This window comes from Devosia sp. (assembly GCF_048261455.1).
Lineage (GTDB): Bacteria > Pseudomonadota > Alphaproteobacteria > Rhizobiales > Devosiaceae > Devosia_A.
In genome coordinates, this window is the sequence record NZ_JBLXGA010000003.1 from 204,701 (window position 1) to 221,298 (window position 16,598).

Sequence of the window (16,598 nt, forward strand, 5' to 3'; positions counted from 1 at the left end):
AAAAAGAAGGTGGAATCAGCTCGCGGTGCCCGAGGGCGCCAGTTCTGGTGGCCGGAAGACGTCGGACACATCGGTGCCGGGGGCGATGGGTGCCTGATCATAGAGGAAACAGGTCGCGAGACGCTGGCTGTCCGGCACAAATTGCGGCGGACGATTGTCCCAGCACCGGTCCATCACATGCGGGCAGCGTGGCGCGAAGGCACAACCCGGGTTGGACCGGGCAGCATTGGCTTCAGTGACCGGGATCTCATCGACACCCCAGGTTTTGTCCAGATCCGGCAGCGGGATAGAGGCGACCAGCAATTGCGAATAGGGGTGCTTGGGATCACCGATCACCCGCTCCACCGCCCCTGCCTCGGCGACATTACCGCGATAAAGCACCACGATGTTGTCGCAGATCTGGAAGGCGGTGGTGAGATCGTGCGTGATGTAGAGGATTGAGATGCCGAGATCGCGGTTGAGCGTGCGCAACTCGTCGAGAATGGTGGCGCGCAGCGAGGCATCGACCATCGACACGGGCTCGTCGGCAACGATCATCCGCGGCCTGAGCAACACGGCCCGCGCCACCATGATGCGCTGGCGCTGGCCACCCGACAGCTCATGCGGAAACCGGCCCAGCGTATCCTGTGGCCTGAGCCCGACGCGCTCCAGCGCATCGATGATCAACGCATGCGCCTTGGCATCGGTGTCGGCCAGATTGTAGCGTTTGACCGGCGTCGTCAGCACATGGTCGATCCGGTAGAACGGATTGAACACCTCAAAGGGGTCCTGGAAGATCGGCTGGACCTCGCGCCGGAACTGCCGCTTTTCCTCACCGCTCATCGTCGCGACATCCTTGCCGCGATAGAGCACCCTGCCCTCGGTCGGATCGATGAAGCCGAGCATCATCCGCGCCAGCGTGGTCTTGCCGCTGCCGCTTTCGCCGGCGACCGCGGTCATCGACGGCGCCGCATCGGACAGTGTCATGGTGACGTCGTTGAGGGCGGTGAACCCGCCATAGCGCTTGGTGACGCCTTCCACCTGCATCAGGCTCATTGTGGCGCTCTCCCGCTTGAACTGGGTGCCGGCATCGGCGGCAGCACCGCATGCTCGGGATAGAGATGACAGGCCGCCAACTGGTTGGGTCCGACCGTTTGCGGCTCCGGCGTTTCCGATCGGCAGCGGTCGAAGACATAGGGACAGCGCGGATTGAACGGACAGCCTGGCGGCAGATCGACCAGCGGTGGCGGCAGGCCGGGGATGCCGATCAGCGCCTGCTTGACCTTGATACCCGGCAGGCTGTCGACCAGCAGCTTGGTATAGGGGTGCTTCGGCGCCTCGATCATCGCGCGCACCGGGCCGATCTCGACCAGCTTGCCGGCATACATGACCCCGACGATGTCAGCGAACTGCGCGACGAGGCCCATGTCGTGGCCGATCAACACCACCGCCGCCCCGAGCCCACCCTGCAGCCGGCCGAGCGTCTGAATGACCTGTCGCTGCACGACAACGTCCAGCGCACTGGTCGGCTCGTCGGCGACGATGACCTTGGGCGTCAGCGCCGTGGCGATCGCCATCACGGCGCGCTGCTTCATGCCGCCCGACAGCTCGTGCGGAAAGCGCCGCGCCACCTCCGGGGTAAGCCCGACACTTTTGAGCAATTCCTCGATCCGTGCGTCGACGGCTTCCTTTTTCATTTCGGGCCGGTGCGCCAGAATGGCATCCGCCATCTGCACTTCGAGCCGCATGACCGGATTGAGCGAACTCATCGCACCCTGCGGGATGAGCGCAATGTCCCGCAGCCGGGCAGCGCGGAGCTCGCGCGGCGACATCGTGAGGATATCCTCGCCATCGAGCAGGACGCTGCCCGAAGCGATCCGACCCGGCGCCTTGGTGAGCCGCATCAGGGCCATGGCCATCGTGGTCTTGCCCGACCCCGACTCGCCGATCAGCCCCAGCCGCTCGCCCGGCCGCAGCGAGAACGACACGTCGTTGACCGCCTTGGCCGGCCCCTTGCCGGTATCATAGTGCACATGGAGGTTCTTCACCTCGAGGATGGGCTTGGTGTCGTTGGGTTCCATCAGCGGCGGGCCAGTCTTGGGTTGGCAAAGCGGTCGAACCCGACAGAGGTGAGGAACAAACCGATGAAGATGAGGGCGATCATTACGATGGGCGGACCCCACCACCACCAGTAGCCGCGCAGCACCGCGGCCGACTGCTGTGACCAGTAAATGGTATTGCCCAGCGTCATCTCTTCGAGCGCGCCAAGGCCGAGGGCCTCAAGGCCGATTACCGCCAGAATGGCGCCCGACACGGTGCCGACGAAGCTCGCGACGATATAGGGCATGATGTTGGGCATGATCTCGCCGAACAGCACCTCCCACGGGCCTTCGCCGTTGACGCGCGCGACCTCGACATAAGCCTTCTCGCGCACCGAAAGCACCTGAGCCCGCACCGTGCGGGCGGTGAACATCCAGCCCAGCGAAGCGACGACCAGCGCCATGACCAACGTCGACATGCGGTCGATATTGCCCGCGATGATGACGAGGATGGCAATGGCCGGGACGGTCAGCAGCGCGTCGGAGATGATGCGGATCACCGCGTCGATCAGGCCGCCGAAATGGCCGGCGATCAGCCCCAGCACCGTGCCGACGCCGACACCGACGAAGCCCGCGATGAGCCCCATTTTGAGCGTATTTGGCGTCGCGAAGATCAGCAGGGTCCACATGTCGCGGCCCTGGGAGTCCGTGCCGAGGAAATATTCCCCGCCCGGTGCACGGCGCGGACGGACGGCACCCACCTGCGCCAGCGTGGGATCGGACAGCAGCGAGCCGATGAGGCCGAAGAGGACAACGGAGACGAGGATTGCGAGCCCGAGCAGCAGCAGCGGACTGATCCGGCCCTGCTCGTAATTGCGCCGAAGCGACACAAAGAAACGATTCATCTGCGGATCCTCGGATCGAGCAGTGGATAGAGCAGGTCGACCAGAAACAGCAGGAAGGCCAGCGTGACGATGAGCATCAGAACGACGCCCTGGATGACGAAATAGTCCTGCCCGCGAATGGCGACATAGAGCAGGTTCCCCAGCCCCGGATAGTTGAAGATGACTTCGACAAGCACCGCACCGGAGACCACCGAGCCGAGCTGCAGGGCGAGCGCCGTGACCTGGGCGAGGAGCGCATTGCGCATGCCGTACCAGACGAAGATGCGCCGCGGATGCAGGCCCTTGGCCTCGGCAAAAGTGATGTAGTCCTCACCCAGAACGTTGATCATCTGACTGCGCATGCCGAGTGCCCAGAACCCGATATTGCCCAGTATGATCGACATGCACGGCAGGAAGGCGTGGTTGAGCACATCCTGTGTGGTGGCCCAGTCGAACCGCATGATGCGGGTCGTGTCGACGCCGCCGGCCGGTGGGAACCACCTGAGCACCACGGCGAAGAAATAGATAAGGATGATTGCCAGCAGATAGAACGGGATCGAGGTGAGGATCATCATCATCGGGACGAGCGTCTTGATGCCGCGCCCTGCTCCCGGCCAGGCCAGTTGCGCGCCGAGCAGCGAACCGGTGACGAAGGCAATGAGCGTCGCCGTGGCGAGTAGCGCCACCGACCACGGCAGCGCCGAAGCGATCATGTTGGTGACCTGCTCGGGGAAGTTGGCGAAAGACACGCCAAGGTCGAGCCGGAAAAGGTCGAGCCAGTAGTTGAAATATTGCTCAAGCAGCGGCGCATCGAGGCCGTACTTGGCCCGATAGGCCGCAGAGACCGCCTGAATGTCGACGCTCTGGTTGCCGCCGCTGACCTGCAGCCGCGCCAGGGCCGTCTGCACCGGATCGCCCGGCAAGAGCCGCGGAATGATGAAATTGATGCTCACCGCGATGAACACGATCAGCAGGAGCTGACCGATACGCGTCAGCAAATAGCGCTGAAGTTCCTTCGACATGATGCCTCACTGCCGGACTGCAAGGGGAGCAGGCAGGCGAACCTGCCTGCTCCTGGGGCACGGGAGAGAAGCCGCGCCTATTCGGCGCCGGTGGCCTCGAGATTGTGGACCACCAGGTTGAACGCCTCCCACGGGGTGTAGGGGGCGACATAGGGATCCTCGGCGGAGGGCCAGCCGGTCCAGTAGGTGTTGTTGAAGGTGACCACGTGGAATTCCTCGAGCAGGTCGATCTGCGGCAGATCGCGCAGCGCGATGTCGAGGGCCGCCACAGCGTCCTTCATGTACTGGGAGTCCGGATCGGTATCGGCCGGCATCGAATCCATGCGATCGATGATGGCGTCATACTCCGGGTTGGCGTAACGCGAGGCCGCGATCGACAGCGGCACGTTCTCGCCTTCCGGCCGCGAGAACTTCGAGTGGTAGTGCTGCAGCGTCTCCAGCGGCTCGCTGAGGCTGCCGCAATGCACGAACACCATGGTGTCGAAATTGCCCGACTGGATGTCCGGCAGCCAGGTGTCGTCGACCGGGGCCTGGACCGCGTCGAAGCCCGCGTTCTTGAGCTGCTGGGTCAGCGGCGCGAGGATCGGCTGGATGAAGGCCGGCGTGCGGACGGTGAACTCGATCACCTCGCCGTCCTTCGACCACAACCCGTCCGCGTTCTTTTCATAGCCACCCTTGGCCATGTGCTCTTCGACGAGAGCCGGATCCGGATTGTCGAGGTCGTACTTGTCGAGCACCTCCTGCAGCGGGCTGCCCTCGCCGAGCCACGTGCCGGCCATATAGCCCGAGAAGGCATAGGTGACCGGCTTCTGCGAGCCCTCGTAGCCGATGTCGTTCAGCATCTCGCGGTCGATGGCGTAGTTGACCGCCCGGCGCAGATTGACGTCGTTCCACGGCGCCCGCTGCTGGTTGAAGACCAGCGAGTAGTCGCATCCGTCCGGTGCACCCCAGTTGGGCCCAGACGTGTTCCACGAGCTCAGCTTGGGGTTCTGGAACTGCGCCGCCTCAAACGTGCCGATCAGCAGCTGCCGGCCACCGTCGACCTGATTGGCGATGTGCAACTGCCCCATGGCGTCGTCGCTGGAAACCGGCACCAAAGTGATGCGCTTGGGGGCCGGCAGATCCTCAAAGCCGGTCTTTGCTCCCCACCAGTCGTCACGCCGGTCGAAGATTTCCTGCTGGGTCGAGCTGAGCACCAGCTTGTAGGCGCCTGTGCCGACCGGCCAGCCCTTTTCCGGGTCGTAATTGGTGAAGGTCGCAAAGTCCTGCCCCTCCCAGATATGCTTGGGCAGGATCGGATGGTGGTTCTCGTGACCGAGCGCCAGATAGTCGCGAATGAAGCGCGGCGCCGGCTTGTTGAAGTTGATGGTGACGCTGAGCGGATCGTTGATCGTGACGTCCTTGACCCACTCGGCATAGGCCGCGGCACCGCGCGATTCCGGCGGCGCATCGCGCACCGCCTCGATGGTGAACTTTACGTCCTCGGCGGTGAAAGGTTCGCCATCCGACCATTCCACACCATCGCGCAGCTTGATCGTCGCCGACATGAAGTCGTCGGCATACTCGTAGGACTCCGCCTGCCACGGGATCAGCTCACCGGTGTTGAGATTGGTGTAGAACATCATCTCGTTGATGGTGATCTGCATCACGTCGCGCTGATGGGTCACCGAGGTGAGATAGGGATGCCAGTTCTCGGTATTGGCGAACTGGGCCGGCTGATCACCCCAGGGGGTGAGCACCAGCGTTTCGTTGCGCGGCATGTCCTGCACCTGCGCCAGGGCCGTCGAGCCCATCAGCAGCGCGACCGCGCCCCCAAGCATCACTGTGCGTATCATTCGTTTCTCCTCCTCTTGGTCGTTCCCTCGACCGTTACTCGCTCACAGCGCCATCCCCTCGATGGCATCGAGCGATAGTCCGTGGCCGAAACCAGGCGCGTCGCTGACGACGACCTGCCCGTTTTCCGGCACGGCCATTCCCGGATAATTGTTGGTCTGCTTGAGCGGCTGACCCGGCGCGCCGCCCACGAAGAATTCGCCCCAGCGGCTGCTGGTCGACGAGTAGGTGAAGTGCTGGCCATAGGGCGTGTTCATGCCCGCATGGCAGATCAGTTCGAGCCCCGAGGCCTCGGCGATAGAGGCAATCTTTTGGCAGGCGGTGAACCCGCCGACCCAGTGAATGTCGGCCTGGAAGATGTCGACGACACGATCCTTGGCCGCCTCGAAGAAGGTATAGGGCGTGTACCAGTGCTCGCCCGTCGCCAGCGTCATCCACGGCAGCCGTTCGCGCAGCGCGCGGTGTGAACTGTGATCCTCGGGGATCAGGCAGTCCTCGATCCACTTGAGGTTGTAGGGCCGCAGCCGGTGGGCAAGCCGCACCGCAAACTCGACATCGAAGGCCATCCAGCAATCGAGCATGAGTTCGACGTTGGGCCCGATCATCTCGCGGCGGCCGGCGACAAATTCCTCGTTCTTGTCGAGCGCCTCGAGCCCGTCGGCGGTCCCGTAGGGACAGGCCAGCTTGGTGGCCTTGAAACCAAGCTCCATGTGCCAGTCGGTATCGTTGCCAGTGGCGTAGCAGAACTGGCTGTCACGCGCCGCGCCGCCCGCGAGCTCATAGACCGGCAGCTTGAGCACATTGCCCTTGAGGTCCCACAGCGCCAGATCGATGCCGCTGATCGCGTAGGATGCGAGACCCGACGCCGAATAGGGCGAGGTGATGCGGCTCATCATGTCGTAGAGCTTCTCGGTCGCGAGCGCATTCTCGCCCTCGAGCAGCGGCCCGATATGGTCATTGATCAGGCTGATCGTCGGGTCGCCATAGCCGGTGGTGCCGAACCCCCAAGAGCCGTCATCGGCAGTGACCAAGACGCCGACGGCCGGAAATTTCGACTGCCAGCTGGCTCGCAGCGCCTTGTAGCGCGGATAGCGCGACATGGGGTTGGCGACCTCGGCATCCTTGGTCCATGGCGGCCGGCGCGCCGTGCCCTGCTGCTTGGCCTCTTCATAGGTGCCCCCCGCGATCGGGTTGGTGATCGCAAAGGCGCGGATCGACTTGATTTTCACGACTGGTCTCCTCCGTCGTCGTTTCCTGCCGCATGCCGGGGCGCGGCAGCGATATGCGGTGCCCGGCTCAGTCGAGCCGGAACATCAGTTCGACCGGCTCCACCACCGGCCGGCTGTCTGCGTGCGTTTCCATGTGCGGCTGCATCCAGGCCTGCCAGCGCTGGACAACCTCGTTGACCGCCTCGGTCTGCTCCGGCGCGCCGTCGGGCTTTTCCAGATAGGCGAACAGCAGCAGCCCATGCCGATAGATCGAGTAGTTGTGGACGCCCTGGCTTTTGAGCAGCGCCACCATCTCGGGCCAGATCTCGTCGTGCTTGCGCTTGTATTCAGCCTCCTGACCAGGCTTGAGTTTCATCACCCATGCTGAGCGCATGCCAGATCTCCCTCTGTGTGGTCCGCCTGTGGATCGAGCGGCGGCCAGGCACCGGCATAGCCGAGGCTTTGGCTGACATGGCCGCAGACCTCGTTGAGCCGCGCCACGAGCGGCATCACCTCCCCGCCCGGCGCCTTGGTCGATGGACCGGATATGCTGACCGCGCCGACCGGCCGGCCGTCACGGTTCAGCACCGGCACGGCGACGCAGAAGACGCCCATGACGATCTCCTGATTGTCGATGGAATAGCCCCGCGCCCTGATGCGCCCGAGTTCGTCCAGCAGTCCCTCGGACGTGGTGATCGTGTGCGGCGTGAAGCCAGGCATCGGCTGGCTGGCGATGCGCCTCCGCTCCGCTGGCGACAGATAGGCGAGCACCGCCTTGCCGGAGCCGCCGCAATAGAGTGGCCCGCGTGAACCGACCCGCCAGTCGAGCTGCATGCGATCATTGCTGCGCACCTTGTCGATGACGACGCAGCCATCGCCCGACAGCACATTGACGTTCACCGTTTCGCCGACCTCGGCCGCAATCACCTCGCAGAAGGGATGCGCCAGACGGTGAAAACCCACGCTTTCGAGCTGCCGGTCGACGATGCCGAGCAGGCGGTGCGCCAGCTTCCAGGCACCGTCAGCGTCGCGCTCGACGACCTGCTCTTCGGCAAGATCATTGAGCAGCCGATGCACCGAACCCACCGGCAAACCGAGCCCGTTCGCCACCGCCCGCACCCCAAGGGCGCCGCGGCGCGACAGCAGGTCGAGAACCTGAATGGTGCGGTGAACCGTCGACACTAGAGCAGGCTCCGCCCCGAGCGCGCGAAATCGCAGGCAATAAAATGCTGATTGCTGCGCGGCAAATCACCGCCGCAGCCTCGCAGACCGATCATGCGGTCTTCCTCCCTCGAATGCTGTGTCCGTGCTGTTCCACATTTGAAACACAGCGTTCCAATACTGCGAGTGCTGGCGAGGGGAGTCAATCGAGAGCATCCTAGACTTTAGATGCAGCACGACATTTTGCCGGGAACGAGCTGATCGGCTTGCGGCGCCGAAGCGCGTCGTCGCAAGCCATCTGCAAAACGCGCTAAACTCTTCAGATTTCTGTCGAACGGGTCGGCGGCATCCGACATAGTGGCGGCGCAAACACCAACCCACCAGATTGCCTGGCCGAGGGCGGCGACGAGACGTTCGCCGCCTGTGGCACGGGCCGAGGACTAGACCTGATGCCTGAGTTTCCCTTCAAGATCGAAATCTGCGTCGAGAACACCGATGGACTCGTCGCCGCCCAGAACGCCGGCGCCGACCGCGCCGAACTCTGCGCATCGCTCCTCGAGGGTGGCCTGACGCCGAGCTGGGGCATGATCCTCGAGGCAAGGCGGGTCGCCACCATCCCCTTCCACGTGATCGTGCGGCCGCGCGGCGGCGATTTCCTTTATACCGACATCGAGTACGCCGCGATGCTGGCCGATGTCGCGGCCATCCGCGACCTTGGAGACGTCGCCGGCGTGGTGATCGGCTGCCTGACGGCGGACGGCAAGATCGACGAGACCCGCACGCGGGCGCTGGTCGAAGCGGCGGGCGCGATGGCCGTCACCTGCCATCGTGCCTTCGACATGACCGACGATTATGCCGAGGCGATCGAGGCTCTCGTGCGCTGCGGCGTCACCCGCGTGTTGACCAGCGGCCAGCACGACACGGCGGTCGCCGGCAAGGATGTACTGGCCGATACGGTCAGACTGGCGGCCGACCGCATTGCCGTGATGGCTTGCGGCGAACTCGACGCCGATAACATCGCCGAGGTACGCCGCGCCGCCCGCCCCCACGAGATGCACTTTGCGGCCGGCAAGCTCGTGCCGAGCGGCATGACTTACCGCAACCCGCGCGTGGGTATGGGCGGTGACGATCTCGACCGCGAATACACCCACACCCTGACCGACGAAGCCGCCGTCCGCGCTACCTGCGAAGCCGCCCGCGCCGCGCTCTGACATCCTGACCACCCCCGCGGGCCACCAAGCTGGCCCGCGGGGGCACGATTGCGCGATCTCAAATAAACGTTAGTATAACCCCTAAGTGCAGAGTAATCGCTTGGGGGCTGACGTGGCCGAGTTACCCAGCACCAATATTCGGAATCCGCCTACCGCCGCCCTAGACGCGGATGGACTTGTCAGCGCTGCGGACACGCTGGAGATATCATCTTCGCGAGAAAGAGAACTGCGGCTCAAACGGTTCGCCGATATCCTGGTGTCTGCAGTCGCGCTGGTAGCTTTCGCGCCCCTTTTGCTCGGTGTTGCACTGCTCATCAGAGCCGAAAGCCACGGCCCCATACTATTTCGTCAGCCGCGCGAGGGTCTGAAAGGTCGCGTATTTCAAATCTGGAAGTTCCGCACGATGTTTGTCGACCAGAGCGACCCGAGCGGCACCCGCCAGACGGTACCGGATGATGGCCGCGTGACAGGACTTGGCAGGTGGTTGCGCCGAACCGATATCGACGAACTGCCGCAACTCATCAATGTGCTGCGCGGCGACATGTCCCTGATCGGGCCCCGACCACACCCTCTGGGCATGCTAGCCGGCGGGCGGCCCTATCCTGACCTCGTGCCACGCTACGCCGACAGGCATGCGATGCGTCCAGGCATGACCGGCTGGGCGCAATGCCATGGCCTGCGAGGCCCAACCGACGACCCGGATAGAGCCGTCGCCCGCATCGACCATGACCTCTTCTATGTTCAGAATTTCTCGCTACTGCTCGACCTCAGAATTGTGGGCAGAACGATTATGCAGGAGATGCGCGGCGGCACAGGAACCTGATAGCGCCGGAACTCCGTCAATTTGCTTGCACGCTGTTTACTCCGTCTCATCGACACTGGTGGCATGAGAGGGCTGGAGGAGCGTCTTGTGTCTGCATTGTCGATTGCCACCGCCGGGATGACTGCTGCGTCGGATCGGTTCGAGCGGAGCGCCAGCGCTGTAGCGCGACTTGGCACGCCGGCTGGCGCGGAGGTCGATATTGCGGCCGAGACCGTCGCCGTGATCGACGCCCAGGCTCAGTTCGAGATCCTCGCGGCTGGGGCGCGGCGTGCCAGCGAAATGAGCAAGTCGGCGATCGATATCATCGCCTGACCGCATCGAGGCGCGGACACTGGCGAGCGAACAGGCGTGCGCGCTGAAGGATCGCTGCCGCTGAACAGATCCGGCTTTCGGGGTCGGTTACTGGGGTCCTATTTTGGGCGCCGCCTTGCCCAAAACCGCCGGCGCCGCAGTGCCCACCGTCGCAGCAGAGCTGATCAGATACACCACCATCGGTGCATCCTGAGGCGAATATGCGTTTGTGCCGAGGCAACCAACCTCGTGCTTCAGGGTTATGCGTGAACCAATTGCGCCGGAACCGGCACTTGGGGTTTCTTGGAGGATACCCATGCCGGCAAGATCCAAAGCTCAGCAAAAGGCCGCAGGCGCGGCACTTTCTGCCAAGCGCGGTGACACGAAGGTCTCGGACCTCAAAGGCGCGTCCAAGTCGATGTACAAATCGATGACCGAAGACCAACTCGCGGACCTCGCCGAGACCAAACGCGGCGGCAAGCCCGAGCATGTATAGAACTGAGCCGTTCCATTCCTGTTAAACGAGTACATCAAATGCCACACCGTAACATATTTCGAGGACAACGTATTTTGGTTGTCGAAGACGACTATCTCGTGGTGATCGATCTGATCGATCAGCTCTTCGCCAGCGGCGCCGAAGTGATCGGACCGCTCACCACCGTCGAGGAAGCGCTGGCTCAGCTGCAGTCCGGCCTGCCGATTTCTGCAGCTGTACTGGACGTCAACCTGAACGGTGAAGAAGCCTGGCCGGTCGCCGACAAGATGCTCGGCATGGCAGTGCCCTTCGTGTTCGCGACCGCCTATGATGGCGCGGACATTCCGTCACGCTTTGACGGTGTCGCCCGTTACACCAAGCCGGCCACGCCGACGGCGCTGGTCGCCGATCTCGCTGCACATCTATCGGTTCAGACAGCCGCCTGAACCGAGCAGCTAACTGTCTGATACTAAAAAGGCCGGGACACATGTCCCGGCCTTTTCGTTTCGTATCTTGTCAGAGGCGGTCAGTGCAGCGGGTTGCTCCGCGTTGCATCTTCGACCTTGCTGTTGGCCTCGTCATAGACCTTCGCCACGCCGTCCTTGCCCTTTTCATAGAGCTCTCCGGCCTTCTCCTTGCCGTCCTCATAGGCGTCGGCCGCAAGTGCACCGGCCTTGGCCTTGGTCTTGTCTGACAGCTTGCCGATGGCCTGATCTTCTTCCTCGGTCGAGGGGAGAACCGCGCCGAGCGCTGCGCCGGCGGCAAAGGCGAGTGCGCCAGCAACCAGTGGCTGCTGCTTGAACATGTCGACGACCATCTGGCTGGTCTTGTCGGCCTGATGCTGCGCCTGATCACCCAGTTTCTGCGCCTGGTGAGTCAGATGATCGACAGTGTCGGACACGCCATCCTGCACATCACGCCACGTATGAGACGCCCAGCCCGCTGCATCGTCGAGACGGTTGCCAGCCTCGTCGCGGAAATCCCGGACGCGGTGACCTGTCTCATCGATAAAGCCACCGATCTTGCGGCCGGTGTCATCGACGAAGTGACCGGCGCGGTGGCCGACTTCGTCGGCAGCGGCCTTGTAGCGCTTGCCGGCGGCATCCTCGAATTCGGACAGCCAGTTGCCGGTTTCGTCAGCAGCATGGCTGACGCGGCGCATGGTGCCGTTGATCGTCGCGTAGGGATAGTCCGGTTCCGGGCGATAGACGGGACGCGGGGCTGGCGTTGCAAGCTTCTGGCTTTGACCGGAGACCAGCCAGGCGAGGCCGACGCCGATGAGTGCCACAGGCAGCGGATTGTTGGTGACGCTCTTGCCCAGATTGTCGGCAAATTCCTTGCCGCCGTTACCCGTATAGGACAGCGCTTCGTCGATCAGCTGGCCGGGGCTCAGCCGGTCGCGGATTTCGCCGATGCGGCCTTCGATCTGCGTGCGCTGTGCTTCGAGCTCGCGCTCGAGTTGGGCAGAATTCTTGTTGGTGCTATCCATTTTAGATGCTCTCCTTCGCCACTTCGGCGTCACGCGCCAGGGAGTGAGCGGTACGATTGAGGTTGAGACGGCTGGCCTTGAGGGCGCTGAGGCTACGCTGGATGAATGCCCAGGCGATGCCACCGACGACCACGGCGACAACGAGCGAGGCAATGAAGTTCGCCGTCGCGTCTGTCATCCCGAGACCGACAACCAGAAGGGCCGAGAGGCCGGTGACCAGCGCGGCGAGGAAGACGCCGACGGCACCGATCGCGAGGACGCCACCGACCGCGAGGCCCTGCGAAGCATCAACGACCTGCTCGACTTTTTCGCTCGCTTCGGTCTTGGCCAGCTGCACTTCCTTGCGGAACAGGCTGGTGATGTCATTGGCCAGATCGCCGATCAGATCGGCAATCGAACCCTTGTTGTGATCAATATCCGACATCGTCACTCTCCATCGGCTGCGAATAGGGGCGGGCCGGCGCCGGGGCGGCGGCTGCCGGGACAGCTGCAGGGCGCGCCGGGCTCGGCGGGGCGGTGCGACGCGAAGCGCTGGCCGTCACGAAGCGGCTGGCGGCAAAGCCGAGAAGTGCGGCCGCGCCCAGGAACGCTGCCGGCTGCTTGCGACCGAAGTCCTGCGCTTTGGCGACGAGATCATCGACGTCATTGTCGCGCAGAGCGCCGGTCAGCTGGTGCGCCCGGTCGGCTGCCATGCGCAGATAGGGGGCAGCGGCCTGGCCTTCGCCCTCAAGCTCGTCGGCGGCTTTGGAAAGACCACCGGCGACGCCGTCGATCTGACCAGCAAAGCGGTTCTTCTGGTCGCCGGCAAAGCCCTTGGCTTCATTTATGGCGTTGTCGGCCTGGGCCTTCGCCTCGTCGCCGATGGCTTCTGCCTGATGCTTCACTTCTTCGCCGACGTCCTTGAAGTCACGACGCGCAGTGGCCGCCACATCGGCAGCATCCTGCTTCACGCGGGTCTCAAGATCCTTGTCGGCAGTTTCGTTAGTCGGGGGATAAACTGGGGTGCTCATTTCGCGACTCCTTGCTTGGCTGACTTCGACAAATCGCTGATTGCGAAGAGTCTGGCCGTTGCAAATTCAATGAGCCGCAGGCGCTTATGTTCCGACTTATTTCTAAAACAGCGCCAAAGATCCTGATGGCTAGAAGGTTTCAGGACTTTCGGTGTCCATGGACACCTTCAGATGGACCGGGCCATCCGCCCCGTCGCGAATAAGAATCTGGATGCGGTCGTGACCCGGTTCGGTCATCTGTTCGCGCGTCATCTCTGCCAGGGCCCGGCGGGCCTCGACGATTGCAGTATCCATGTTGGGGAGTTCGATACCTGTCTCATCCTCCGTCAGGCCCGAACTGTCCCGAATATCGAAATAGTAGCGCGGCATTTTGCATTCCTTTCCCGCGTCAGCGGCGCAGGTGTTCCAGGTGCAGGTACGTGGGATCGAATTCGGCGATATCCGTCAGGCGCTGCCAGTCGAGTATTTTTAAAGTCTGGTTCTGCCAACTCACAAGATCGTCCGCACGCAATTGCTGGACCACTCGGTTCATGTGCACCAGCGAAAGGCCGAGCATGTCGGCAAAGTGCGTCTGCGTAAGCGGCAATTGAAACGTGTTGTTCTGTGACAGCCCGACCACTTCGAGGCGTGTGTTCAACTCGCACAGCAGATGCGCCATCCGGTCCTGAGCCGACCGCCGCCCCATGGCGACAATCCACTCGCGCGAGATCGCGCCGTCGAGCAGCGTCATCAGCCACAGCAGGCGGGTCATGTGCGGGAACTGACGGGTGATCCGGTCAAGCCCTTCGTGTGGGAAGCGCACGATACGGCACGTGGTCAGCACCCCAACCGAATGATCCATGACCTTCATTGGAAAGCTGTGCAGGTCGACAAAGTCGCCTGGCACATGGATAGCGGTGATCTGTCGTTCGCCGTCGCGCAACATGCGATAGCGGCAGGAAAAGCCATCGACGATCAGCGTCGAATGAGAAGGCCTGTCTCCCTCGGTGACCAGGTCGGTGCCCGCATCGCGCACTTCCACATCCCCGGCTTCTGCCGCCAGGGCGTGCCTTTCGGACGGGGACATGTCGTCGCGGAGCGCCAGTTTGCGCATCAATGTGTCGAGTGGATCGGTCGCTATCATGGGTCTCGATTTTGCTTCGTCTTTTCCAACGCGCGGGCCCCGGCAGCGTTCCTAGCCGATGCTTTCAGACTTTTCTGTATTGACCCAATTATTCGCGCAAGACCCATCATTGGTTAATGCGTACTGCGCGCCGGACGTACATGGTCTCGCAATGGAAGAAGACCAGATCAAGCGCCGCACCCCCTCGCGGGGCGTGCTGCAGGCGCGTGCAGCACGCGAAATCGCACGGCCCTTCAGCCTTCGGCTGGGAGACTGGCAATCCCTGTCGATCAAGCTGCAGGAGATGGCCAAACGACAACCGGGCACTGACGAAGCGGCAACCATGCGGACGCAGATCCACGGCTTGCTCGAAGAGGTCGATGGGACGGCAAGCGAATACGAACAAAAGGTCGTGACCCTGCCCGAGGAAAGCCGGGAGCACAGTGTCATCCGCGACACGCGGCACGGCTTCGCGCTGATCCGCTCGCGGCTGGAAACCGCCTTGGCGGCGCTCGACGGGTCCAGGGCCTAGGCGAACCGGGCGTTGAACGGCTTCAGCGCCGTATAGAGCGCCTGATAGTCGGCGAACCTGTCGTCGTAGTAGCCGCGCACCGACGCGTCCGGCACGAAGCTGCGGTCAAATCCGATCAGGCCAGCGACCGCGGCGCCCAGCGATACGAACAGGCCACTGCCCAGCCCGGCCAGCATGGCGGCGCCCAGAGCCGCGGGATCGGGCGCCGACGCGCGGCGCAGCTCAATCCCGAGGGCATCGGCACGAATCTGGCACCAAACATCTGATTGCGCGCCGCCGCCGCCGATATTGGCGCTGGCGAGCGAGACCCCGGCCGAGCATTGCAGCGCGTCGAACGCCAGCCGCACGGAGAGCGCCACCCCCTCCATGACGCTGCGGGCCATTTCCGGCGCCCCCGCCCGGCTGTCCATCCGGGCGAAGACGCCGCGCGTCTCGGCATCCCACAGCGGCGCCCGCTCGCCCTGAAGATGCGGCAGGAACAGCGGCACGGCGTCAGAACAAGCTGCGCCCGCCGCCAGCTCCGAAAGGGCCTCGGGCGTCTGCGACAGCATTCGGCCCAGCCAGGCCAGCGACGCCCCGCCCGACTGCGTCGGCGCAGCATGCATGGTGATGCCGTCATAGGGCGGGAACAGGATGACGCCGGGCGTTGGGTTGACCGTGGTGGAAACGATGCCGGGGATTTCGCTGGTGCCGCATTGATACATGGCATCACCTTCGGCGACGGTGCCGACCCCGAACATGCCGCCCCAGGCATCCATGGCGCCAACGACGACCGGCGCCCCCGCCCCTGGCCGTCCCGGACGCACCTTGCCGACGACATGGCTGAAGGCCCGCAGCGGCGGCAGCTTGCCCAGCGCATCGGGCACGAGATCGCACAGCGGCGCCACATAGCCATCGCGATTCACCAGACCCACCGCGGCGATAGCATCGCTCGCCACCTCGCCGGTCAGCTGCAGCACGCAATAGTCTTTGGGCAGCAGCACATGCCGGGTCTGGGCATAAAGCTCGGGATCAACGCGCCGCACATGCGCCATGCGCGACAGGGCATGGCTGGCGTCGATCGGCACCGGCCCGCCGAACCACTCGGTCTTTTGCGCGATGGTGACCTGCGCCTCGAGTGCAGCGGCATCCGGGGCCGCCCGGCTGTCCTGCCAGGTGATGGCCGGAAGCAACGCCTGGCCGGCCGCATCGGTGAAGACATGGGTATTGACCTGCGAGCAGATCCCGATGCCGGCCAGCCCACCGAGCCCCTGTACCGCCTCGAAATGCACGAGCGCTGCTTCGATGGCCGCCATCCACTCGGCCGGGTCCTGCTCGGCCAGTCCCGGCGCCGGCCGCGCCATAGGATAGGGGCGCGAAAAGCTCGCCAGACGCTGTCCACCCGCGTCGATCAGCACCGCCTTCAGCGCCGTCGTTCCCACATCGATGCCGATCAGGCTTTGCACCCATTCCCCCCGGATTCGAGTTTGCCGTGGCCGAGACCCGCAGGCTCCCGTATAAGTGCCGACCGGCATGAGGAAATCAACCATCCGTCGGGAT

20 protein-coding genes are annotated in these 16,598 nt (G+C 63.7%); 6 read left to right on the forward strand and 14 right to left on the reverse strand.

Translation table 11 applies throughout. The features are described from left to right. Window positions 1–15: 15 nt before the first annotated feature. The 8 genes from ACN0TK_RS04895 to ACN0TK_RS04930 form a co-directional block, all read right to left on the reverse strand. A complete protein-coding gene (locus ACN0TK_RS04895) occupies window positions 16–1,035 on the reverse strand; it encodes an ABC transporter ATP-binding protein (RefSeq protein ID WP_417308333.1) in 1,020 nt (339 codons plus the stop codon). Further along, on the reverse strand, window positions 1,032–2,060 hold the full coding sequence (locus ACN0TK_RS04900; protein WP_417308334.1) for an ABC transporter ATP-binding protein: 1,029 nt from the start codon (window positions 2,058–2,060) through the stop codon (window positions 1,032–1,034). Before ACN0TK_RS04900 ends, ACN0TK_RS04895 begins: the two co-directional genes overlap by 4 nt. After that, on the reverse strand, window positions 2,060–2,923 hold the full coding sequence (locus ACN0TK_RS04905; protein ID WP_417308335.1) for an ABC transporter permease: 864 nt from the start codon (window positions 2,921–2,923) through the stop codon (window positions 2,060–2,062). The genes ACN0TK_RS04900 and ACN0TK_RS04905 overlap by 1 nt, the downstream gene beginning before the upstream one ends. Beyond that, complete coding sequence (locus ACN0TK_RS04910; RefSeq protein WP_417308336.1) at window positions 2,920–3,924, reverse strand: ABC transporter permease; 1,005 nt, start codon at window positions 3,922–3,924, stop codon at window positions 2,920–2,922. Before ACN0TK_RS04910 ends, ACN0TK_RS04905 begins: the two co-directional genes overlap by 4 nt. A 77-nt stretch (window positions 3,925–4,001) precedes the next feature. Beyond that, on the reverse strand, window positions 4,002–5,759 hold the full coding sequence (locus ACN0TK_RS04915; RefSeq protein ID WP_417308337.1) for an ABC transporter substrate-binding protein: 1,758 nt from the start codon (window positions 5,757–5,759) through the stop codon (window positions 4,002–4,004). 42 nt (window positions 5,760–5,801) lie between these two features. Then, the gene (locus ACN0TK_RS04920) at window positions 5,802–6,986 is read right to left on the reverse strand and encodes an enolase C-terminal domain-like protein (RefSeq protein WP_417308338.1); all 1,185 of its coding nucleotides are present in this window, start codon (window positions 6,984–6,986) and stop codon (window positions 5,802–5,804) included. A 67-nt stretch (window positions 6,987–7,053) separates the two neighbouring features. Continuing rightward, on the reverse strand, window positions 7,054–7,359 hold the full coding sequence (locus ACN0TK_RS04925; protein WP_417308339.1) for an L-rhamnose mutarotase: 306 nt from the start codon (window positions 7,357–7,359) through the stop codon (window positions 7,054–7,056). Next, window positions 7,341–8,147 (reverse strand): IclR family transcriptional regulator, encoded by an 807-nt coding sequence (locus ACN0TK_RS04930; RefSeq protein ID WP_417308340.1) that lies wholly within the window; start codon window positions 8,145–8,147, stop codon window positions 7,341–7,343. Before ACN0TK_RS04930 ends, ACN0TK_RS04925 begins: the two co-directional genes overlap by 19 nt. 428 nt (window positions 8,148–8,575) lie before the next feature. Between ACN0TK_RS04930 and ACN0TK_RS04935 the strand changes: the two genes are divergently transcribed. The 5 genes from ACN0TK_RS04935 (at window position 8,576) to ACN0TK_RS04955 (ending at window position 11,372) form a co-directional block, all read left to right on the forward strand. Next, window positions 8,576–9,337: a copper homeostasis protein CutC gene (locus ACN0TK_RS04935; protein ID WP_417308341.1), complete on the forward strand. Its 762-nt coding sequence runs from the start codon at window positions 8,576–8,578 to the stop codon at window positions 9,335–9,337. A 112-nt stretch (window positions 9,338–9,449) separates the two neighbouring features. Continuing rightward, entirely contained in the window at window positions 9,450–10,160 is a 711-nt protein-coding gene (locus ACN0TK_RS04940) for a sugar transferase (protein WP_417308342.1), read from the forward strand. 87 nt (window positions 10,161–10,247) lie between these two features. Next, a complete protein-coding gene (locus ACN0TK_RS04945) occupies window positions 10,248–10,472 on the forward strand; it encodes a hypothetical protein (protein ID WP_417308343.1) in 225 nt (74 codons plus the stop codon). A gap of 295 nt (window positions 10,473–10,767) precedes the next feature. After that, window positions 10,768–10,947, forward strand: coding sequence for a DUF3008 family protein (locus ACN0TK_RS04950; protein ID WP_417308344.1), 180 nt, complete (start codon window positions 10,768–10,770; stop codon window positions 10,945–10,947). Window positions 10,948–11,021: 74 nt separating this feature from the next. Continuing rightward, window positions 11,022–11,372, forward strand: a complete 351-nt coding sequence (locus ACN0TK_RS04955) for a response regulator (protein ID WP_417308345.1) — start codon at window positions 11,022–11,024, stop codon at window positions 11,370–11,372. An 80-nt stretch (window positions 11,373–11,452) separates the two neighbouring features. Here ACN0TK_RS04955 and ACN0TK_RS04960 read toward each other — a convergent pair whose 3' ends face one another. The 5 genes from ACN0TK_RS04960 to ACN0TK_RS04980 form a co-directional block, all read right to left on the reverse strand. Beyond that, window positions 11,453–12,415, reverse strand: coding sequence for a nutrient deprivation-induced protein (locus ACN0TK_RS04960; protein WP_417308346.1), 963 nt, complete (start codon window positions 12,413–12,415; stop codon window positions 11,453–11,455). 1 nt (window position 12,416) lies between these two features. Beyond that, window positions 12,417–12,839, reverse strand: coding sequence for a phage holin family protein (locus ACN0TK_RS04965; protein ID WP_417308347.1), 423 nt, complete (start codon window positions 12,837–12,839; stop codon window positions 12,417–12,419). After that, window positions 12,826–13,425: a hypothetical protein gene (locus tag ACN0TK_RS04970; protein ID WP_417308348.1), complete on the reverse strand. Its 600-nt coding sequence runs from the start codon at window positions 13,423–13,425 to the stop codon at window positions 12,826–12,828. The genes ACN0TK_RS04965 and ACN0TK_RS04970 overlap by 14 nt, the downstream gene beginning before the upstream one ends. A gap of 129 nt (window positions 13,426–13,554) precedes the next feature. Continuing rightward, window positions 13,555–13,794, reverse strand: coding sequence for a DUF6894 family protein (locus ACN0TK_RS04975; RefSeq protein WP_417308349.1), 240 nt, complete (start codon window positions 13,792–13,794; stop codon window positions 13,555–13,557). A 19-nt stretch (window positions 13,795–13,813) separates the two neighbouring features. Continuing rightward, window positions 13,814–14,548 (reverse strand): Crp/Fnr family transcriptional regulator, encoded by a 735-nt coding sequence (locus tag ACN0TK_RS04980; RefSeq protein WP_417308350.1) that lies wholly within the window; start codon window positions 14,546–14,548, stop codon window positions 13,814–13,816. Between the two features lie 151 nt (window positions 14,549–14,699). On the opposite strand from ACN0TK_RS04980, the gene ACN0TK_RS04985 reads away from it, so the two are divergent. Next, complete coding sequence (locus ACN0TK_RS04985; RefSeq protein WP_417308351.1) at window positions 14,700–15,059, forward strand: hypothetical protein; 360 nt, start codon at window positions 14,700–14,702, stop codon at window positions 15,057–15,059. On the opposite strand, the gene ACN0TK_RS04990 is transcribed toward ACN0TK_RS04985, so the two are convergent. Continuing rightward, a complete protein-coding gene (locus ACN0TK_RS04990) occupies window positions 15,056–16,504 on the reverse strand; it encodes a xylulokinase (protein WP_417308352.1) in 1,449 nt (482 codons plus the stop codon). The genes ACN0TK_RS04985 and ACN0TK_RS04990 overlap by 4 nt on opposite strands. Window positions 16,505–16,598: the final 94 nt, after the last annotated feature.